The organism is Globicatella sulfidifaciens DSM 15739 (assembly GCF_900167405.1).
Taxonomy (GTDB): Bacteria; Bacillota; Bacilli; order Lactobacillales; family Aerococcaceae; genus Globicatella; species Globicatella sulfidifaciens.
In genome coordinates this window covers 111,731-130,676 of sequence record NZ_FUWO01000001.1, presented here as the reverse complement: position 1 = coordinate 130,676, position 18,946 = coordinate 111,731, and the positions used below count along the sequence as shown (strand labels likewise).

Below are 18,946 nucleotides of genomic sequence, written 5' to 3'. Positions count from 1 at the left end.
TCAAACTGTGTTAAACTAAATCTTGAAAGAGGGGGATATCTTAATGGAATACAAATCACTATATCATACTGAAGTTATTAACGAAGATGGGATTGAAGGGATTGCTTATGTGAATGAAGCGGATGGATTAAAAGTACAAGTTTCTAGTCCAACCAAAAATGTACCTGGAACGAATCCGGAGCAATTATTAGGATTGGCCTTAACCACTTGTTTAAATGCAACGATCGAAGCTGAAGAAAAGCGCTGCGGATATGAACATCAAGCAGTAGTCAAAGCAGAAATTGATTTAGCACAAGATGAACCGGGTTATCAATTTTTCATTGCAGTAAAAGTAGCAATGCCACATCTCGAAAATGCTGAAGCCCAGTCGGTTTTAGCAACCAGTTTGAAGCGATGTCCCGTTGTTAAATTGTTAAAAGATAGTGAAAATGTCACCATTGAATTAGTAGGTTAATGGAGTATCAGTTATGTCAGCTAAAGTTCTTTCTGAAGACTTAATTTATGAAGTGTTATCGGTCGTGTCAGAAATACCAATAGGTAATGTTGCCACTTATGGACAAATCGCTCAATTAATTAACCGCCCAAAAAATGCGCGCTTAGTTGGCAAAGTTTTAAGTCAAGCGGATTTGTATGGCGAGTATCCTTGTCATCGCGTGGTGAATGCAGCTGGAAGATTAGCACCGCATTTTGTTCAACAAAAATCTTTATTATTAGACGAAGGCATCGCCTTTAAAGATGCGTGCCATGTTGATATAAAGCAACATAAATGGACCATATAATAACAACGCTAGTAGATAGGTAGAGGATTTTATTATTTTAAAACAAATTTACTGAAGGGTAAATATTTAATAATTTAGTTTACATTAAAATTATTTGAATTCGCTTTAAAATCTCGTACAATGGAGTTAGTTAAAGTTTGAGTTCTATTAATTAAAAGGTGTTTTATTAAGGGAATTCGATTATTGTCACAAAGAGTATTGAATGAAAAGGAGGAAATTATGCGTTATTTTGAAGAGCAAATAGGTGAAAATGGAGCTGTCGCTAAATTTTATTTACATGAAGCTAACCCTGAAATTGATGGTGACCGTTTATATCCGGTGATGGTGTTATGTCCTGGTGGAGGTTATATGTTTACCTCAAACCGTGAATCTGAAATGGTTGCATTGCAATTTTTTGCGAAAGGTTTTCAAGTAATGGTCGTACATTATGCGACCGAAGGGGTTCAAGCATTTAATGCTGAATTAGCAAATTGGCCAGACGCTCCTATTAGTCAATATCCTAATCCTTTAGTAGAGTTGGCTACGGCGATGACAATTCTTAAAGAAAATGCAGAGGAATGGTCGATTAATGAAGAATATATTGTCGTCGGAGGTTTTTCTGCCGGTGGTAATTTAGCGGCGCAATTAGGGGTGCATTGGCATGAAGAGTGGTTAGCACAATTAGTTGGCAAATCAAATGAATTATACCGACCAACTCATTTAGTGTTAATTTATCCAGCGTTAACAATTCCATCAACGGTTAGACCTGAATATGGACAATCGGTGAATCCAATGATGTATGCGATTACCGGTAAAGCAGAAAATACCGAAGTTGAATTGGCTGATTTAAAACCGACGAATTTTGTTAATGATATGACGCCACCAAGTTTCATCTGGCATACAAGGGAAGATGATGTGGTGCCGGTTACCGATTCAATCGAATTCGCTTTAGCGCTAGAACAATATAAGATTCCTTATGAACTGCATATTTTCGATAAAGGTAAGCATGGACTATCACTGGCGAATATCTTAACCGGTCGTCAAACTGCTAATTCAAATTATCAAGCAAGTAAATGGATTGACTTATTACTTGAATGGTTAGCGCCAACCAAAACGGCTCCAAATCGTTTCTTCGATTATACTGAATAGTTATCTCAAGGCTCATAATTCATTTGAAAAAAATAACAATTCACCTCTCGCCAGCCCTTGTCAGGCATAGCGAGAGGTTTTATTTTATATTTCTGTATTCTGGGTGACCTTCTCCACTTCACTAGGATTATAGCCGTAGTATTTTTTGAATGATTTTGAAAAGTAGAGAGGATCGGTGTAGCCAACGGAAAGGGCGACGATTTTAACGGTTAAATCTGAACTTTCTAAGAGCTGTTTGGCTCTGTTCATGCGCACTTTCGTTAAATAATCTTTTGGCGTCATTTGCTCGTGTTCTTTAAAGATAGTGGAAAGATAGCTGCGGTTGACTCCTAATAATTCAGCGATATAGTTAACATTTAATGTTTCATTCCCGTATTGTTTATCCATGATTGTTCTCGCTTCAAAATATAATTGATGAGTTGATTTTTGCTTAGAAGCTTCTTTCAGTGGAAATTGGTGGGCGATTAAATATAACACTTCATAGATTTTGGATAAAATTTGTAAAGTTTCAATTGAATAATAGTCTTTAGTAATATTCTGGGTAACGATAAATTTAATTGTTTCACCAATTAATTGGGTAGCTTCGAAATCCTTCGCAATAGCATAGCCCTCTTGCATTAAAGTCGACAACTTAAAATAATCCGCAACCTTGGTGCCACTAAGACCCAACCAATAATAAGACCACGGCTCATTAATATCGGCTTCATAATATAACAACTCATTTTCTTTCAATAAAAATAAATCTCCAGCTTGTAGATGATAGGTTTTGCCATTATAGATAAATTGGCCTTTACCTTCTTCAATATAATGGAGTACATAATTATCACGAATGGCGGGTACAAAACCATATTTAGGTGAACATTTTTCATAGCCACAAAAGTCCATCATTAAATCGACTGACCCTTGATGTAATTCATAATAAACGAGCCTACTGCCTTCAATCTTCTTATTTAACAATGATAACCCCTCCCAATTACTATTGATTATACCTAACATTATTCCATATCGCAACCTAACATAATTCTATTTTAGAAAACGAATACACACGATATGATAGGGTTAACAACAAATAGGAGGCAAAATGATGAGTATTCGAGTGGAAGAAACATTATTTTATATTCATGGCAAAAACACATCTATTATTATTGAAAATGTTAATGGGTATTTATTATTAAGACATGTAGGACGTCGGGTAAATCACTATCACAATGCAAATGCAGTCTTTGAAAAAGATCATGCCTTTTCAGGTAACCCGGAGCCTCACAATCGTACCTTTAGTTTTGATACTCAGCGTCAGGTGATTGGGCAACATGGTTTGGGTGATTTCCGCCAACCCTCTTTAAAAGTGCAACATCATCAAAATGAAGTGACTGATTTTAAATTAGCGGACTACGAAATTGTGAAAGGGAATGTGGCACTCACAACCTTACCAACGGTTCACTCTTTCGATGATGCAGAGTCGATTATTTTTACTTTAGTAGACGAGGTTGCTCAAGTCAGCTTAAAACTAATCTATACCGTCTCAGCAACCGCAGATACAATTTTAGTGCATCAAGTATTCGAAAATAAGGGCGAAGCACCGGTCGTGTTGCATCGAGCTTTGAGTGCCATGTTCGATGTACCAGCTAAAGCGTATGATGTTATTACTTTACAAGGAGCTTATGCGAGAGAAAAGACCGTTCGTCGTCAACCGGTCACGCAAGGGTTCTACAAAGTTGGGTCCAATCGTGGTGCTTCAGGACATGGTCAAACGCCTGCTTTAATTTTGGCGGATAACCAGACAACAGAACAAGCGGGTGAGGCATTTGCTTTACAATTAATCTACTCAGGGAATTTCCAAACCTTTGTAGAACAAAATCAGTTAAATGAAGTGCGAGTGGCGATTGGTTTAAACGATGACAATTTTAGTTGGCAATTAAATCCAGGTGAACAATTTGAAACACCGGTTGCGTTATTCAGCTATAGTGCTAATGGGTTGAATGCTTTATCAGATGAATCGCGTCGTTTCGTTCAAAATCATATTATTCCCGCAACTTTTGCCCACGAATTAAGACCAATTTTAGTCAATAATTGGGAAGCGACTTATTTTGATTTCAATGGTGAGAAATTATTAGCATTAGCGGATGAAGCGGCGGCTTTAGGCATCGAACTATTTGTTTTAGATGATGGCTGGTTTGGCAATCGATTCGATGATAATCGTGCTTTAGGCGATTGGTGGGTTAATGAAGAAAAATTAGGTGGCACCTTAAAAGAGCTCATTGGTGAAGTGCATCAGCGTGGTTTGAAATTTGGTATTTGGCTTGAACCAGAAATGATTTCTGAAGATAGTGATTTATATCGCAACCATCCAGACTGGGCGATTCAAGTACCAAATCGCAGTCATACTTATTCACGTAATCAATTGGTCTTAGATTTATCCAATCCAGAGGTCGTGGAGTATTTAAAATCAACAATCGATCAATTGCTAGAAAATCATGAGATTGATTATGTTAAATGGGATATGAACCGTAATATCACAAAAATTGGTAATGGTACAACTTATCTTGAGACCAAAGCGCAATCTCATGCTTATATGTTAGGGTTGTATGACTTGGTGTCTTACTTAACGGAAAAACATGACAATATTTTATTTGAAAGTTGTTCAGGTGGTGGCGGACGTAATGATTTAGGAATGTTACGCTATTTCCCACAAGTTTGGGCTAGTGATGATACGGATGCGATGGCACGCTTACCAATTCAATATGGTTCATCGTACTTGTATCCAACAATTTCAATGGGAGCACATGTGTCTGTTTCACCAAACCATCAATTGGGCAGAACCACACCGATTGAAACACGTGGACATGTTGCGATGATGGGGAATTTAGGTTATGAATTGGACTTAACGAGTCTTTCAGCAGCAGATAAAGCTGTTATTAAAGAACAAGTGGCAGCTTATAAAAAGCTTCGTCCAATCATTCAATTAGGTAAACAATATCGCTTGATTAATCCTGAAGCAGATTCTAACGAAGCAGCAGTCCAATTTAATTATCAAGACCAAGTAGTGGTCACTTATGTTCGTATTTTATCAACGATTGAAACTATTGAAACAACGCTTAAATTAGCCGGGCTCGAGGAAGATGGTTTGTATCGATTAGTTGACAGTGATACAGTATATTCAGGGGCCGAGTTAATGTATGCCGGCCTAACAATGGATATGCCTCAAGGAGATTTCTTAACGAAACAACTCCATTTTATAAAACAATAGGAAGTGAAAGAGATGAAAGGAAAAAGTAAGTTATTAAAAGCAGGTATCTTACTCTTAGCAAGCTTAAGCTTGGCGGGGTGTGGTAAAGACGATGGCTTAACAGCTGATGGTAAAGTTGAAATTGAATATTTCAATCAAAAGAAAGAAATGACCGACATCATTAAAGAAATTGCCAAAGATTTTGAAGCCAAAAATCCGGATATCAAAATCAAAGTGGTCGATGTGCCAGCGCCGGGCGATGTACTGAAGACGCGTGTCTTAGCAGGCGATTTACCGGATGTAATGAATACTTACCCACAAAGCTTGGAATTACAAGAATGGGCCAAAGCAGGCTACCTTGAAGATTTTAAAGGTCAACCCTTCATGAAAAACTTAAAAGAGGGATATGCTGAAAATTATGAAGTAGAGGGCGGTATTTATAATGTCCCACTCAGTGCTAATATGTATGGCTTTTATTATAACGCGACTAAATTTAAAGAGTTAGGTTATGAAGTACCCGAGACCTGGGCTGATTTTGAAGCATTAGTTGATCAAATGATTGCGGATGGACAAGTACCTTTTGCGATTGCAGGTAGTGAGGGCTGGACTTTAAATGGCTATCATCAATTAGCGATTGCGACCGTCACCGGTGGTTTCCAGCCAGCGAATGATTACTTACGTTTTTCTCAGCCTAACTCAATCTCAGCCGATGATGAAATTTTAAAAGCGGATGCTCAGCGTTTAGATTTATTAAGACGTCCAGGGGCAATGCAACAAAACTGGCAAGGAGCCTCTTATACCGATGCCCTCGCAACTTTTGCGAGAGGTGATGCGTTAATGACCGTTAATGGTTCATGGGCATTGACGATGATTAATGAGCAAGAACCTCAATTTGAAGTGGCAACCTTCCCATTTCCAGGTAATAATCCAGGAGAAAGCTTAACGATTGGTTCGGGTGACTTCGCTTTATCGATTTCTGCTACGACACCACATAAAGAAGAAGCACTTCGCTTTGTCGAATACTTAACGACACCGGAAGCGATGCAAAAATATTATGATGTTGATGGCTCACCCGTAACGGTTAAAGGCGTTAAAATGAAAGAAGATTCTGAATTAGCAGGTTTAGCCCAATATGCTTTTACCGATAAACATATTGTCTGGTTAGCGCAAAATTGGACGAGTGAAAATGACTATTATACCTTAACCACCAATTATTTAACGACCGGTGATTTAGAGCGTATGGCACAAGATTTAAATGCTTTCTTTAATCCAATGAAAGCCGATGTCAAGTAGGAGGAGTACAATGAAAAAGTTTTTATCTAAATATTGGGGCTGGGCTTTTCTAGCAATACCCATCCTCTTACAAATTATATTTTTCTATTTTCCAATGATTCAAGGAGCTTTTTACAGTTTAACCAACTGGACGGGCTTAACCTATAATTTTGAATTTGTGGGTTTAAATAATTATAAAATCTTAATGACCGATACAAAATTTATGTCAGCGATTGGGTTTACCATTATTTTAACGATATCCTTAATTGCCGGTGAAATTATTTTAGGGATTTTATTGGCGCGTGCCTTAAATTCCAAAATTAAAGGTCAAACCTTCTTTAGAGCATGGTTCTTCTTCCCAGCAGTATTATCAGGTTTGACGGTTTCATTAATTTTTAAACAAGTGTTTAACTATGGTTTACCTGCAATTGGCAATGCTTTAGGAATAGAGTGGCTACAAGTCAGTCTTTTAGGAACTAAATGGGGTGCGATTTTTGCCGTTATCTTCGTCATGTTATGGCAAGGCGTTGCGATGCCAATCATTATTTTCTTATCTGGTTTACAAAGTATTCCACAAGAAATTATTGAAGCAGCACGTGTGGATGGTGCGGATAGCCACCATATTTTCTGGTCAATTGAATTACCTTATTTAATTCCAAGTATTACCATGGTGTTTATTATGGCTTTAAAAGCAGGGTTAACTGCCTTTGATCAAATCTTTGCTTTAACGGGTGGTGGTCCCAATGATGCGACCACGCCATTAGGGTTATTAGTTTATAATTATGCGTTCAAGAGTAATCAATATGGCTATGCTAATGCGATTGCCCTAGTTTTATTTGTGATGATTGGATTGATTTCAATATTACAAATCCGTCTCTCAAAACGTTATGAAGTACAATAGAAAGGGTGAGCACTAATGAAAAATGAATCATCAAAACGCAATACTTGGCAATATGGCTTATTAATAATTGGTGGAATTCTCATTCTTATTCCATTGTTGGTAACCATCTTAAGTTCATTTAAAACCACTAAAGATATCGTCGATAATTTCTTTAGCTGGCCTAAACCATTTATTTTAGATAACTATCAGACATTATTAGACGATGGTATTAAAGATTATTTCTTAAACTCAACTATTATTACGGTAGTATCACTGTTAGCTGTAACTTTAGTCATTCCAGCCGCCGCCTTCTCGATTGCTCGTAATATGAGTAAAAGAAAAGCTTTTGCGATTATGTATAGTTTGTTAATTTTAGGAATCTTTGTACCGTTCCAAGTCATTATGATTCCGATTACCGTGATGATGAACCGTATTGGCATGGCCAATATGTGGGGATTAATTTTGTTATATTTAACTTATGCCATCCCACAAACGTTATTCTTATACGTCGGCTACATTAAAGTGAGTGTACCAGAAAGTATGGATGAAGCAGCTGAGATTGATGGAGCGGATAAACTCACAACATATCGTAAAATTATTTTTCCGATGTTAAAACCGATGCATGCGACGACCATGATTATTAATGCTTTATGGTTCTGGAATGACTTTATGTTACCATTATTAATCTTGAATAAAGATTCGAGAATGTGGTCCTTACCGCTATTCCAATATAATTATACAGGACAATACTTCAATGATTTTGGTCCAAGCTTTGCCTCTTATATCGTGGGGATTGTGACCATCACATTGGTTTACTTAGTCTTCCAAAAACATATTATTGCAGGTATGAGTAATGGCGCAGTCAAATAATTAAGAATAAAGCCATGACGTGGTTTTATTTCCAATATTTTATGGACTAAAACATTCAAAAGTCTGAAAAATTGAAACTGGTGTTTGTAATATAACACCAGTTTTTCTATAATAAAGATAGAAATGAAACGTTATAAATTTTTTATAAGATTGAGGAGGTCAGTATATGAAAGAACAATTGTTATCGTTAATTGAACAAGGGTTTCCAACGATGGAAGAACCGATGCCACGTGGTGATATGCCGGGTGATAAAATCTTTTACTCAGGGGATTCATTCGACAAAGCCCAAACACTTTATAAAGAATTAATCTCAAGGGTTGATTTTGAAACAGAAGATAAAATTATCATATCAGTCAGTGGTGGATCTGGATCGGGTAAAACGACCTTGGCATCTATTCTAGCATTTTATTTTGAAAAAGCAGGTGTCGGCACTTATATTTTATCGGGAGATAATTATCCTCATCGTATTCCTGAATATAATGATGCGGAACGCGTTCAAATTTACCGAGATGCTGCCCAAAAAGCTTTGGTAGAACAAGGGCTTTATAATGAGGATGTAAAAGCAATTTTAGAACATATTTATCAAGTGTTCAATGATGGCAGTTTAGACTATTTATCTCAGTATGATTGGTATCAAACTTATCATTTAGCTGGAAAGAGAGCTTTAGCTGATTATTTGGGCACCGATAAGGAATTAAATATCCCGGCGATTAATCGTGTCTTAAAAGAATTTAAAGAGGGCCATGACCACATTTGGTTAAAACGAATGGGACGCACACCAGATGCTTTATGGTATGACCAAGTCGATTTTTCAAATAAAAAAATAATGATTTTAGAGTGGACCCATGGTAATCACGCCGATTTAAGAGGGATTGATTTTAGACTGTTTTTAAATAGCACCCCAGCAGAAACAATGGCCTATCGTAAATTAAGAGCCCGTGATGGTCATGCGGACAGTGCTTTTGTCACGATGGTTCTTGGTATTGAACAAGAGAAATTACACCAACAAAGTCCAATGGCCGATTTAATCTTCTCAAAAGAGGGCGTCGTGTTAGATTATGATCAATATTTATCATTAATTGAAGGAGCGTAAACCGATGAATATTCAACCAATGTTAAATGTATATCCCGATAGTTTAGCTGAAAAATTAGAAGGAACGGTCGATTTTTTAGCGCGCCCTGAAGTAAAAGGCGCGTTTCAATCCGTTTATATCCTTCCTAGCTTTTATCATTCTGATTTAGACCGTGGCTTTTCGGTCATTGATTATGGCTTGAATCAAACTTTAGTGAGCGAACAGGACCTTCAATCTTTAGCGACTTTAGGCGTAAAGACGAAATTGGACTTCATCTTGAACCATGCTTCCGTCTTGTCACCACAATTTCAGTCTATTGTGGAAGAGGGCAGTCACTCGCCTTACTATGATTTCTTTATCGATTGGAATAAATTTTGGCAAGGACATGGTGAAATGACTGCAGAAGGGTATATTCAACCGGCTGCAGAATTTACTAACAAAATGTTCTTCCGTAAACCAGGCTTACCTATTTTAACGATTAGAACCAAAAATAATGAGCGATTGACTTTTTGGAATACCTTTTATCAAGAAAAAAAGTACCCACAAGTGACTACGCAACAATGGATGAAAGCATTGGCTATTCAATATGATCAAGCAGCAAGCATTCATGAAAAAGTACAAGCCCATCTTGAAGCGGATGCGCCATTGTCTGAATTAGATTTAGGAGCTTTGAACGCGTATTTGACCCCTGTTAAAGAGTATTTAGAAACACATTGTGAATATTTAGGGCAAATGGATTTAAATATCAAATCTCCCTTAGTTTGGGAATTTTATGCGCAAACCTTAGACCAATTAAAAGCCTATGGAGCTAGTATCGTGCGTTTGGATGCTTTTGCTTATGGCCCGAAAGAAGTAGGAGAGCGTAATTTCTTAAATGATCCTGGAACCTGGGAATTATTGGATAAAGTAAGTCAATTAGCAAAAGAACGTAACTTGACATTATTACCTGAAATTCATGAAAGTTACGAAGTGAAAATTCATGAAAAAATCGGTAGTGAAGGCTATTTAGTTTACGATTTCTTCTTACCGGGTTTAATTTTAGATACGATTGAAGGACAAAATGCTGAGCACTTAGCAACATGGATTGACGATATTTTAACGAAAGACCTAAAAACGGTCAACATGTTGGGTTGTCATGATGGGATCCCTTTATTAGACTTAAAAGGCTTATTACCAGAAACTCGTATTCAAGAATTGATTGACACTGTTGTCGGACGTGGTGGATATGTGAAGAATCTTCACGGCCAAAAAAATGTTTATTATCAAGTCAATGCGACTTACTTTAGTGCATTAGGCGAAGATGAGACCAAAATGATGTTAGCCCGTGCCATCCAACTCTTTATGCCAGGAAAACCACAAATTTGGTATTTAGATATTTTTGCTGGAACAAACAATCATGAAGCAGTTGCTAAAGCAGGCGCAGGTGGCCATAAAGAAATTAACCGTACGAATTTATCAGCGCAGGATATTGAAGAAGGATTGACGAAAAAAGTAGTGAAAGATCAACTGGCATTGATCAAATTTAGAAGTCAATTTGAAGCCTTTAATGAGGACGCAACAATTCATTATGATGTAAAAGACACTCATCTATCAATCGAATGGCAATATAATGGTGCCAAAGCATTGATGACAGTGGACTTAAGTCAACCAACAAGCTTATTGGTGAGTGGTACCTCAGCTGATGGAACAACCGTCTTTGAGTATCAGGGATAATTATTTTAAATTAAATTTAGCACCAAAGTGGGAGTAGACCAGAAGTAGAAAATCGATTGATTTTCGCTTCGTCGGCCTACCCCCGCACAGTTGGGAGTGAACCAAAAGTAGAAAATTGAATTATTTTCGCTTCGTTTGTTCACCCCCGCAAAGTTGGGAGTAGACCAGAAGTAGAAAATTGAATAATTTTCGCTTCGTTGGCCTACCCCCGCACAGTTGAGTAGGCCTCAGACAAGTCGTTAAGACGCAGTTTGAGGCCACTCAACCACTGCGCTTTTAAATATCGAGCAATAACTAGATTGAATTTTTTATGCTTATACCTAACTCATTAAGACGCAGATCGAGACCACTCAACCACTGCGCTTTTAATTAGCGAACAATCACTTGATTGAATTTACTGAATTGAGGCCTAACCTCATTAAGACGCAGATCGAGACCACTCAACCACTGCGCTTTTAATTAACGAACAATAATCTTAACTAAATTTATCAAGTTTATGCCCAGCCTCTACCTTGGTGCTTTTTTTACATTTAATACCCTCTTTGATAATCGAGTAAATTAACGGTTGGCATCTTGCCTTGTTGGTAAAGTGGGAAGTTTTCTAAGAAAATATCGATAATTCGCGGACTGTAAAAGTCACTAATCCCAGCTCGATGTGGGGTAATAATGACATTTTTCATGTCCCATAAGGGGCTATTTGCTGGTAAAGGTTCGACTTCAAAGACATCTAAGCCAGCTCCTTTAATCTCATTATTTAGGAGTGCTTGTATCATGGCTTTTTCATCGACTGATTTGCCACGGCCCACATTGATAAAAATAGCCTCATTAGCCATCGCGTTAAATTGTTTTTCAGCAAATAATTTATCGGTTGCCGGCGTATGTGGAAGACTATTGATAATATAGTCGTACTGCCCAAGTAATGAATCTAATTCTGCTATGGCATAACAATGGTTGAAAAAATCAACAGCATGCCCGGTACGATTCACTCCATCTACCGTCATATCAAATGCTTGAGCAATTTTAGCAAATGCTTGTCCGATTTCACCTGTGCCAATGGATAAGGCCTTTTTCCCTGTCAATTCACCATAATCGGCGGGGCGTTCCCATTGGTGTTTCATTTGATAATCTCTTGATGTATGGAGATGACGTGTAAACATAATTAAGTAACCGACAATTTGTTGAGCAATATTTGGAGCGTTCGCACCTTTTGCGGTTGTGATTATAATTTCATGTTCAGCTAATTCATCTAAGGGAATACTATCGACACCAACCATCCATAGTTGAATCCATTTAATGCTGTGGTCCATCGTTAGAGCGTCTACAATCTTATCACTCCAACCTAAGATGATTTCAAATTGTGCCAAATCTGCAGCTGTTATTTCAGATTCATTGATTTCAACCAAATCAGCTTGAGTTTTACTCTGTAATAATTTAAATTGTGCCTCATTCAATTGAGGCAGAACAGCAATTTTCATATAAACCTCCTATATTACACTTCTTTTCTTCATTTTAGCGTATGCGCAGTAAATATTCAAAAGAGTCGATTAATTGACAAGGTTAACTATAGGGTTATAATATATTTATTAGAAAATTATGAGAGGTGGAAATATATGATCAATCGTGAAACAGCCCCAATTGAACAAACTTGGGACTTAACCACATTATTTCAAGATGAAAAAAGCTATGAGGAAGCACTCGACAAATTAGTGTTGGACACAGAAAACTTTACTAAGCAGTATCGAGGTCAGATACAAACAGCTACCGATGTGAATGCTGCTTTTGCTAATTATCGTTCGATTTTAGAATTAAGAGCGCGCATCCTCCCTTATGCCAGTTTGCCAGTAAATGCGAACACTTTAGATAAAGAAGCACAAAAACGCTATAGTCATGCTAGCCGTATTTTAGCGAATGTATCGGCGCAATTGTCTTTCTTTGAAAATGAAGTGGCGAACATTGCAGATGATATATTAAAAGAAGCGGCCAAAAATGCAGAAGATCAATTAGCGATTACTAAAATTATTAAACAAAAACCGCATCAATTATCGCCAGAAACAGAAGCGACCTTAGCGGCGTTATCCAATACACTTGATTATCCATATCAAGGATATAATGACATTAAATTCAAAGATTTACACTTCCCTGATTTTGAAGTGAATGGACAATTACATGAAATGACCTATAACAGTTTTGAAGGGCGTCAAGAAGCGACTCCTGATACTGATCTTAGAAGAGCAGCTTTTCGCAACTTTTCTGATACTTTAAGTCGTTATCAACATTCCACTGCCTCAGTTTATAATGCCCAAGTTCAAACGGAAAAAACAATGGCGACCTTACGTGGATATGATTCAGTCATTGATTATTTACTTGAACGACAAGATGTGACCGTTGATTTATATAACCGTCAAATCGATGTGATTATGGATGAGTTAGCTCCTCATATGCGTCGTTATGCACAGTTGATTGGTGAGATTTATCAATTGGATGAAGTTCATTATGAGGATTTAAAATTGGATATTGATCCACCTTTCTCACCCAATGTAACCTATCAGGAAGCGCAACAGTATGTGTTGGATGGCTTAGCTCAACTAGGAGAAGATTATTTAGCGATTATGCGTGAAGCATTTGATAATCGTTGGATTGATTACGCCGAAACACGTGGTAAGAGAACTGGTGCGTTTTGTAATTCACCTTATGGTACTAATTCGTTTATCCTTATGTTCTTTTCAGAAAACATGTCAGATACGATGACTCTGGCTCATGAGTTAGGTCATGCTGGTCATTTTCAAATGGCGCATCGCTATCAAAATATTTTAAATGCTCGTCCTTCTATGTACTTTGTAGAAGCGCCATCTACTGCTAATGAATTATTAGTTGAAAATCATTTATTAGATGTAGCAGGTGAAGATATAAGAATGAAGCGTTGGATTATCTCGCAAATGGTAGGAAAAACTTATTATCATAATTTTGTGACCCATTTATTAGAAGCGTATTATCAACGCGAAGTTTATCGCTTAGTGGATCAAGGAAAGAGTGTTGATGCGGAGACATTGAATCGTATTTATCGCGAAACCTTAGAAAAATTCTGGGGTGATAGTGTCGTACTAACAGAAGGGGCAGAACTCACTTGGATGCGTCAGCCTCATTATTATATGGGACTGTATTCATACTCTTATTCAGCAGGTTTAACCATTGGAACCCAAGTAGCGAACAATATTCGTCAACAAGGAGCAGCAGCTGCCGAACAATGGATTAAAGTGTTGCAAATGGGCGGTTCTAAATCGCCATTGGAATTAGCCAAAGCAGCCGATGTAGATGTTTCAACTGATCAACCATTAAAATCAACGATTGCCTATATCGGTCGCTTAATCGACCAATTAGAAAACTATACGAAAGAATTAAATAAATAATGGGGAAAGACACTCGAGAATAAGACTATAAAATAGTCAATTCAAAAGGAGTGTCTTTTACTGTATAGTTAACCAAATATTGAAATTGCACTAATTAAAAGACTTAAAACAGTATCTTAGCAAAAGAGGTTTTAAGCTAATTCAACATGCGAGGGTGGGGGTATAAGAGTTGAAATCTATTCGATTTGCTAGTGATTGTCCACCCTATAATGGTTCAGTTAATTTCAAGTTGTGGAGTGTTGACAAACTACTAAAGCTGCTTATCAAAAGAAATTAAAAATATTATGATGAAAGGAACGCTATATTTGGCTAAAAAAGCATTGGAAATAGTTTTGAATATAGCTGAGAATAGAATTTGATACTAAAAAGATAAGCGATTTACTGATTTAGAGTAAAATAATTTTAATAAAAAATTAAACAAACCATGTGATTTATTGTGCGATTTTAGAAGTGATTCGTTAAAGAGGCTGGGCATAAACTTGATAAATATAGTTAAGATTATTATTTGTTAATTAATAGCGCAGTGGTTGAGTGGTCTCAAACCGCGTCTTAAAGAGATTTGGTTTAAATTTGATAAATTCAATTAAGTGAGTTCTCGATAATAAAAAGCGCAGTGGTTGAGTGGTCCCAAACTGCGCCTTAATGAGTTAGGTATAAGCATAAAAAATTCAATCTAGTTATTGCTCGATATTTAAAAGCGCAGTGGTTGAGTGGCCTCAAACTGCGTCTTAACGAGTTAGATATTAACATAAAAAATTCAATCAAGTTATTGCTTGATATTTAAAAGCGCAGTGGTTGAGTGGTCTCAAACTGCGTCTTTCGACTTGTTAGAGGCCTACTCAACTGTGCGGGGGTAGGCCGACGAAGCGAAAATCATTCGATTTTCTACTTCTGGTCTACTCCCAACTGTGCGGGGGTGGACAGACAAAGCGAAAATCATTTGATTTTCTACTTTTGGTCCACTCCCATCCACATCAGATATTTAGAAAAATGAATTCTATTTAAAAATATTTTTAAATAACTATTGTATTTGACAGAAAAATGGAGTATACTCTATTTAAATAAAATTTGAAATAGAAAGGTGTGATGGTGTTGGGTGTGAATCAAATCTTGTCAGCATTGGCCGACGAAACACGACGAAATATTTTAATGTTGTTACGTAAAGGAAAAATTAGTTCAGGCGAGATTGCTGAAAATTTAGAAATGACACCGCAAGCCTTATCCTATCATTTGAAAAAATTAAGAGAGGCGGACTTAATATATGAAACGAAATATAAAAATTTCATTTATTATGAGCTGAATTTAACGGTATTAGATGATGCGATTATGTGGATGAATCAATTGATGGGAGGAAATCATAATGAAAATAAATAAAACCAATAAACTAATATTAGGTATCTTAATGATTATGCCACTATTATTAGCAATCATTTTCTATCCTAATTTACCTGAGAAAATTCCCATGCACTATGGAATGAATAATCAAGTCGATCGTTGGGGAAGTAAAAACGAAATCTTTCTATTTCCAGCTTTGCTAGTGGTAATAGGGTTGTCAATGCAATACATTACCAAAAGATTAGCTGAGAAAGAGCAAACCGGAACCAACAATCAAAAATTATCAGTTAAAGTGACTTATGCGACCTTAGTTTTGTTAAATTTAATGTTTGGCTATACCCTCTATGCGACCGTGAATGGCATTGCCGATTTAAATGATGTTCCCGTACCTTTAGGCAGATTTACAGGTATTATATTAGGCTCTTTATTAATCTTTATTGGTAACCTTTCACCTAAAGCCAAATTAAATAAAAATAGCTGGATCAATATTGGTTTTAGAACACCTTGGAGTAAGAAAAATGAAGAAACATGGCGCCGTACACAAATGGCTAGCGGTTATGTTTCTGTCATTGCAGGATTGATGTTAATCATTTCGTCATTTTTTGTAAAAGCTCAATGGATGCCAATTGTTATTTTAGTGACGCTTTTAAGCTTTGCAATTGGTGTGAGTATTTATTCATATTGGTTGGCTAAAAAGTATTAATTGGCTTACATAATAGCGCATTGACCTATATAATAAAATCATAGTTTGATTTCGAAAGAATCACCTTACAAATTAACCGTCAATAAAAGACAGAAGAGGATCAGTATGGTAAAAATAGTGCCCCATTTATAGTTTGATGATAATGCAAAAGAAGCGGTCGAATTTTATACAAGTTTAATTAAAGGCTCAAAAGTTAATTGGCTTTATACCATCACCGACACACCATCAGGAGATTGTGATTTATTAGAATTTGAAATTGCAGGTAAAACAATAGCGGCCATTTCAGGAGGTCCCTATTTTCAATTAGACGAAAGCATCTCCTTCATGTTGAGTTGTGACTCTAAAGAAGAGGTTAGTCGCTTAACGGAAGCATTTTTAGCAGATGGCCAAGTGATGATGCCCTTAGGCGAATATCCATTTAATCCACATTATACGTGGGTAAAAGATAAATATGGCATGACCTGGCAATTATTTACCGATGACTCACTAAGCCAACCATATAAGTTAGAATATTGCTTATTATTTGCAGATAAATTAGTTGGCTTAGCCAAACCAGCTCTTGAATATTATGGACAATTATTTAATACGCCAGTTTTGGATGTTAATGAATATCAACCAGGGGAAGCACATGATGACCGTGCCAAAATTAATTATGGAAAAATTGTGATGGAGGATACTGCCATTATTGCGATGGACCATGGTTATACTGGAGACAAAGTGTTTTCTGAAGCTGTCTCATTAATGGTTTACTGTGACACACAAGAAGAAGTGGATACCTATTGGGAGGCGTTAAACCACGTACCAGCAGCTGCTCAATGTGGCTGGTGTAAAGACCAATTTGGGGTTTCTTGGCAAGTAGTGCCAAGCTGGTTAATGACTTCATATCAATCAGATAACCTCGAAGGAATCAAAGCTGTGAATCAAGCCGTATTAAAAATGAAAAAATTAGATTTAGCTGCAATGCAAGCGGCATTTGAAAGTGCAAAAGACTAATTGCCGTAGTGTTGCCAAACCAAAAATAAGTACATACGAATTAACCCACGCAAAACCAAACGCAAAAATTATCGTTTGATTTTGCGTGGGGTTTGTATTACAATAGCAGAATTTTAATGGAAAACGGCTATGTTATTAGAAAAGGAATGGTCGTGGTACCAAATATATTAGTCAATAATTTATTTTTGTTCTCTCTATTCAGGTAACCATTTTATATATATAATAAAGCATAAACTTGATTGACCAAGTTAGAATTTGTGCCATATTGAGTTTATAATACACCGATCACGAAGAAAACTATTTTGCCATACGTGAAGTGAAGTAATTAATCGAAAAATTGTGTGTAGGAAAGAAGAGAGTAGGGTGCGCAATTTACTTCATCTTGTTACAACACAGTTAAAAATTATCATGCAGTAGATTTTTTGCGTTGCATCTTACAAACTGATGGAATTGACAGAGGTACGTGTTAAAACTCTTACGCAGTAGATTTTGGTCGCTTCAATTTTCTGCAAATAAAACAAAAACACCACTCATTTGAAAACGAGTGGTGTTCATTATTTATCTTATTGTTCTAATAAAGCAAAACCTTCATCGATAACATTTTTCAATGTGGTAGATGATAAATTCATTTTTTCAGTTTCAGCATCGTTTAATGGGATTTCGATAACAGTCTCGATACCTTGACGACCAATCACGGCTGGAGCTCCGATAAAGATATCTTTTTGACCATATTCACCATTTAAATATACTGATAATGGAAAGACCGCTTTATTATCGTCTAAGATAGCTTTACAAATACTTGCTAAGGCAACAGCGATACCATAGTAAGTTGCACCTTTTTTAGCGATAATTTCATAAGCAGCATCACGTACTTTAAAGAAGATGTTAACTAATTCTTCTTCATCAACTTCTGGGTGAATTTTAACCCAGTCAGCGATTTGTAATCCACCGATGTTAGCGTGTGACCAAACAGGGAATTCTGTATCACCGTGTTCCCCTAAGATATAACCGTGAACGTTACGCGCATCAACGCTAACCAAGTCAGCAATACGTTGACGGAAACGTGCTGTATCTAATGAAGTACCTGTTCCAATAACACGTTCTTTAGGGAACCCACTGAATTTCCAAGTAGCATAAGTTAAAACATCAACTGGATTTGAAGCGATTAAGAAGATGCCATCGAAACCAGATGCGACGATTTCACCGATAATTCCTTTGAAGATTTTTAAGTTTTTGTGTACTAAGTCTAAACGTGTTTCACCTGGTTTTTGAGCAGCACCAGCAGTGATTACGACAATATCTGCATCATGACAGTCTGCGTATGTTGCAGCATAGATTTTTTTAGGCGAGGTAAATGCTAATGCACTCGATAAGTCTAAGGCATCCCCTTCTGTTTTCTCTGTGTTAATATCGATAATACCTAACTCACGACCAATATTTTGTGTAACAGTTGCAAATGCAAAACTTGAACCAACAGCGCCATCTCCAACTAAGATAATTTTGCTTTTTGATGATTTTTGTGACATTTAGCAAACCTCCTATATTATATTGTTTTTTATAGTATAAC

Annotated in this window: 16 protein-coding genes and 1 pseudogene; 14 read left to right on the top strand and 3 right to left on the bottom strand. The window is 36.7% G+C overall.

What is annotated here, in order from left to right; genetic code table 11:
- Window positions 1–43: 43 nt before the first annotated feature.
- The 3 genes from B5D12_RS00570 to B5D12_RS00560 all read left to right on the top strand — a co-directional run bounded on the left by B5D12_RS00570 (window position 44) and on the right by B5D12_RS00560 (window position 1,907).
- Window positions 44–454: an OsmC family protein gene (locus B5D12_RS00570; protein ID WP_078754998.1), complete on the top strand. Its 411-nt coding sequence runs from the start codon at window positions 44–46 to the stop codon at window positions 452–454.
- 13 nt (window positions 455–467) lie between these two features.
- Window positions 468–779 carry an MGMT family protein gene (locus B5D12_RS00565; RefSeq protein ID WP_078754997.1) on the top strand — a complete coding sequence of 104 codons (312 nt, stop codon included), beginning with the start codon at window positions 468–470 and terminating at the stop codon, window positions 777–779.
- Between the two features lie 219 nt (window positions 780–998).
- Window positions 999–1,907, top strand: coding sequence for an alpha/beta hydrolase (locus tag B5D12_RS00560; RefSeq protein WP_078754996.1), 909 nt, complete (start codon window positions 999–1,001; stop codon window positions 1,905–1,907).
- Window positions 1,908–1,991: 84 nt separating this feature from the next.
- Here B5D12_RS00560 and B5D12_RS00555 read toward each other — a convergent pair whose 3' ends face one another.
- Entirely contained in the window at window positions 1,992–2,864 is an 873-nt protein-coding gene (locus tag B5D12_RS00555; RefSeq protein WP_159443812.1) for an AraC family transcriptional regulator, read from the bottom strand.
- 127 nt (window positions 2,865–2,991) lie between these two features.
- Here B5D12_RS00555 and B5D12_RS00550 point away from each other — a divergent pair, with 127 nt between their 5' ends.
- The 6 genes from B5D12_RS00550 (at window position 2,992) to B5D12_RS00525 (ending at window position 10,941) form a co-directional block, all read left to right on the top strand.
- Complete coding sequence (locus B5D12_RS00550) at window positions 2,992–5,154, top strand: alpha-galactosidase (protein WP_078754994.1); 2,163 nt, start codon at window positions 2,992–2,994, stop codon at window positions 5,152–5,154.
- A gap of 12 nt (window positions 5,155–5,166) precedes the next feature.
- Window positions 5,167–6,426 carry an extracellular solute-binding protein gene (locus B5D12_RS00545; protein ID WP_078754993.1) on the top strand — a complete coding sequence of 420 codons (1,260 nt, stop codon included), beginning with the start codon at window positions 5,167–5,169 and terminating at the stop codon, window positions 6,424–6,426.
- 10 nt (window positions 6,427–6,436) lie between these two features.
- Window positions 6,437–7,306, top strand: coding sequence for a carbohydrate ABC transporter permease (locus B5D12_RS00540; protein WP_078754992.1), 870 nt, complete (start codon window positions 6,437–6,439; stop codon window positions 7,304–7,306).
- Between the two features lie 15 nt (window positions 7,307–7,321).
- Window positions 7,322–8,155, top strand: coding sequence for a carbohydrate ABC transporter permease (locus tag B5D12_RS00535; protein ID WP_078754991.1), 834 nt, complete (start codon window positions 7,322–7,324; stop codon window positions 8,153–8,155).
- 166 nt (window positions 8,156–8,321) lie between these two features.
- On the top strand, window positions 8,322–9,248 hold the full coding sequence (locus B5D12_RS00530) for a zeta toxin family protein (protein WP_078754990.1): 927 nt from the start codon (window positions 8,322–8,324) through the stop codon (window positions 9,246–9,248).
- Between the two features lie 4 nt (window positions 9,249–9,252).
- A complete protein-coding gene (locus B5D12_RS00525; protein WP_078754989.1) occupies window positions 9,253–10,941 on the top strand; it encodes an alpha-amylase family protein in 1,689 nt (562 codons plus the stop codon).
- Window positions 10,942–11,471: 530 nt separating this feature from the next.
- Here the strand turns inward: B5D12_RS00525 and B5D12_RS00520 are convergent.
- Window positions 11,472–12,416 (bottom strand): D-2-hydroxyacid dehydrogenase, encoded by a 945-nt coding sequence (locus tag B5D12_RS00520; RefSeq protein ID WP_078754988.1) that lies wholly within the window; start codon window positions 12,414–12,416, stop codon window positions 11,472–11,474.
- A 135-nt stretch (window positions 12,417–12,551) separates the two neighbouring features.
- Between B5D12_RS00520 and pepF the strand changes: the two genes are divergently transcribed.
- From pepF to B5D12_RS00500, 5 genes and pseudogenes are all read left to right on the top strand, one after another.
- On the top strand, window positions 12,552–14,348 hold the full coding sequence (gene pepF, locus B5D12_RS00515; protein ID WP_078754987.1) for an oligoendopeptidase F: 1,797 nt from the start codon (window positions 12,552–12,554) through the stop codon (window positions 14,346–14,348).
- A 1,092-nt stretch (window positions 14,349–15,440) separates the two neighbouring features.
- Entirely contained in the window at window positions 15,441–15,722 is a 282-nt protein-coding gene (locus B5D12_RS00510) for an autorepressor SdpR family transcription factor (protein ID WP_200802967.1), read from the top strand.
- Window positions 15,709–16,386, top strand: coding sequence for a DUF1648 domain-containing protein (locus tag B5D12_RS00505; protein ID WP_078754985.1), 678 nt, complete (start codon window positions 15,709–15,711; stop codon window positions 16,384–16,386). Before B5D12_RS00510 ends, B5D12_RS00505 begins: the two co-directional genes overlap by 14 nt.
- 144 nt (window positions 16,387–16,530) lie before the next feature.
- A pseudogene (locus B5D12_RS10530) lies at window positions 16,531–16,845 on the top strand (VOC family protein); the annotation flags it as partial.
- Complete coding sequence (locus B5D12_RS00500) at window positions 16,843–17,379, top strand: VOC family protein (protein ID WP_268762593.1); 537 nt, start codon at window positions 16,843–16,845, stop codon at window positions 17,377–17,379. The pseudogene B5D12_RS10530 and the gene B5D12_RS00500, both read left to right, overlap by 3 nt.
- 563 nt (window positions 17,380–17,942) lie before the next feature.
- Here B5D12_RS00500 and B5D12_RS00495 read toward each other — a convergent pair.
- The gene (locus tag B5D12_RS00495) at window positions 17,943–18,905 is read right to left on the bottom strand and encodes an L-lactate dehydrogenase (RefSeq protein WP_078754984.1); all 963 of its coding nucleotides are present in this window, start codon (window positions 18,903–18,905) and stop codon (window positions 17,943–17,945) included.
- Window positions 18,906–18,946 lie beyond the last annotated feature (41 nt).

Bases quoted from the DNA above. Each gene is read 5' to 3' on its own strand.
- B5D12_RS00505 (WP_078754985.1), top strand. From the start codon at position 15,709: ATGAAAATAAATAAAACCAATAAACTAATATTAGGTATCTTAATGATT.
- B5D12_RS00525 (WP_078754989.1), top strand. From the start codon at position 9,253: ATGAATATTCAACCAATGTTAAATGTATATCCCGATAGTTTAGCTGAA.
- B5D12_RS00550 (WP_078754994.1), top strand. From the start codon at position 2,992: ATGAGTATTCGAGTGGAAGAAACATTATTTTATATTCATGGCAAAAAC.
- B5D12_RS00520 (WP_078754988.1), bottom strand. From the start codon at position 12,416: ATGAAAATTGCTGTTCTGCCTCAATTGAATGAGGCACAATTTAAATTA.
- B5D12_RS00545 (WP_078754993.1), top strand. From the start codon at position 5,167: ATGAAAGGAAAAAGTAAGTTATTAAAAGCAGGTATCTTACTCTTAGCA.
- B5D12_RS00565 (WP_078754997.1), top strand. From the start codon at position 468: ATGTCAGCTAAAGTTCTTTCTGAAGACTTAATTTATGAAGTGTTATCG.
- pepF (WP_078754987.1), top strand. From the start codon at position 12,552: ATGATCAATCGTGAAACAGCCCCAATTGAACAAACTTGGGACTTAACC.
- B5D12_RS00530 (WP_078754990.1), top strand. From the start codon at position 8,322: ATGAAAGAACAATTGTTATCGTTAATTGAACAAGGGTTTCCAACGATG.
- B5D12_RS00540 (WP_078754992.1), top strand. From the start codon at position 6,437: ATGAAAAAGTTTTTATCTAAATATTGGGGCTGGGCTTTTCTAGCAATA.
- B5D12_RS00535 (WP_078754991.1), top strand. From the start codon at position 7,322: ATGAAAAATGAATCATCAAAACGCAATACTTGGCAATATGGCTTATTA.
- B5D12_RS00560 (WP_078754996.1), top strand. From the start codon at position 999: ATGCGTTATTTTGAAGAGCAAATAGGTGAAAATGGAGCTGTCGCTAAA.
- B5D12_RS00500 (WP_268762593.1), top strand. From the start codon at position 16,843: ATGACCTGGCAATTATTTACCGATGACTCACTAAGCCAACCATATAAG.
- B5D12_RS00570 (WP_078754998.1), top strand. From the start codon at position 44: ATGGAATACAAATCACTATATCATACTGAAGTTATTAACGAAGATGGG.
- B5D12_RS00495 (WP_078754984.1), bottom strand. From the start codon at position 18,905: ATGTCACAAAAATCATCAAAAAGCAAAATTATCTTAGTTGGAGATGGC.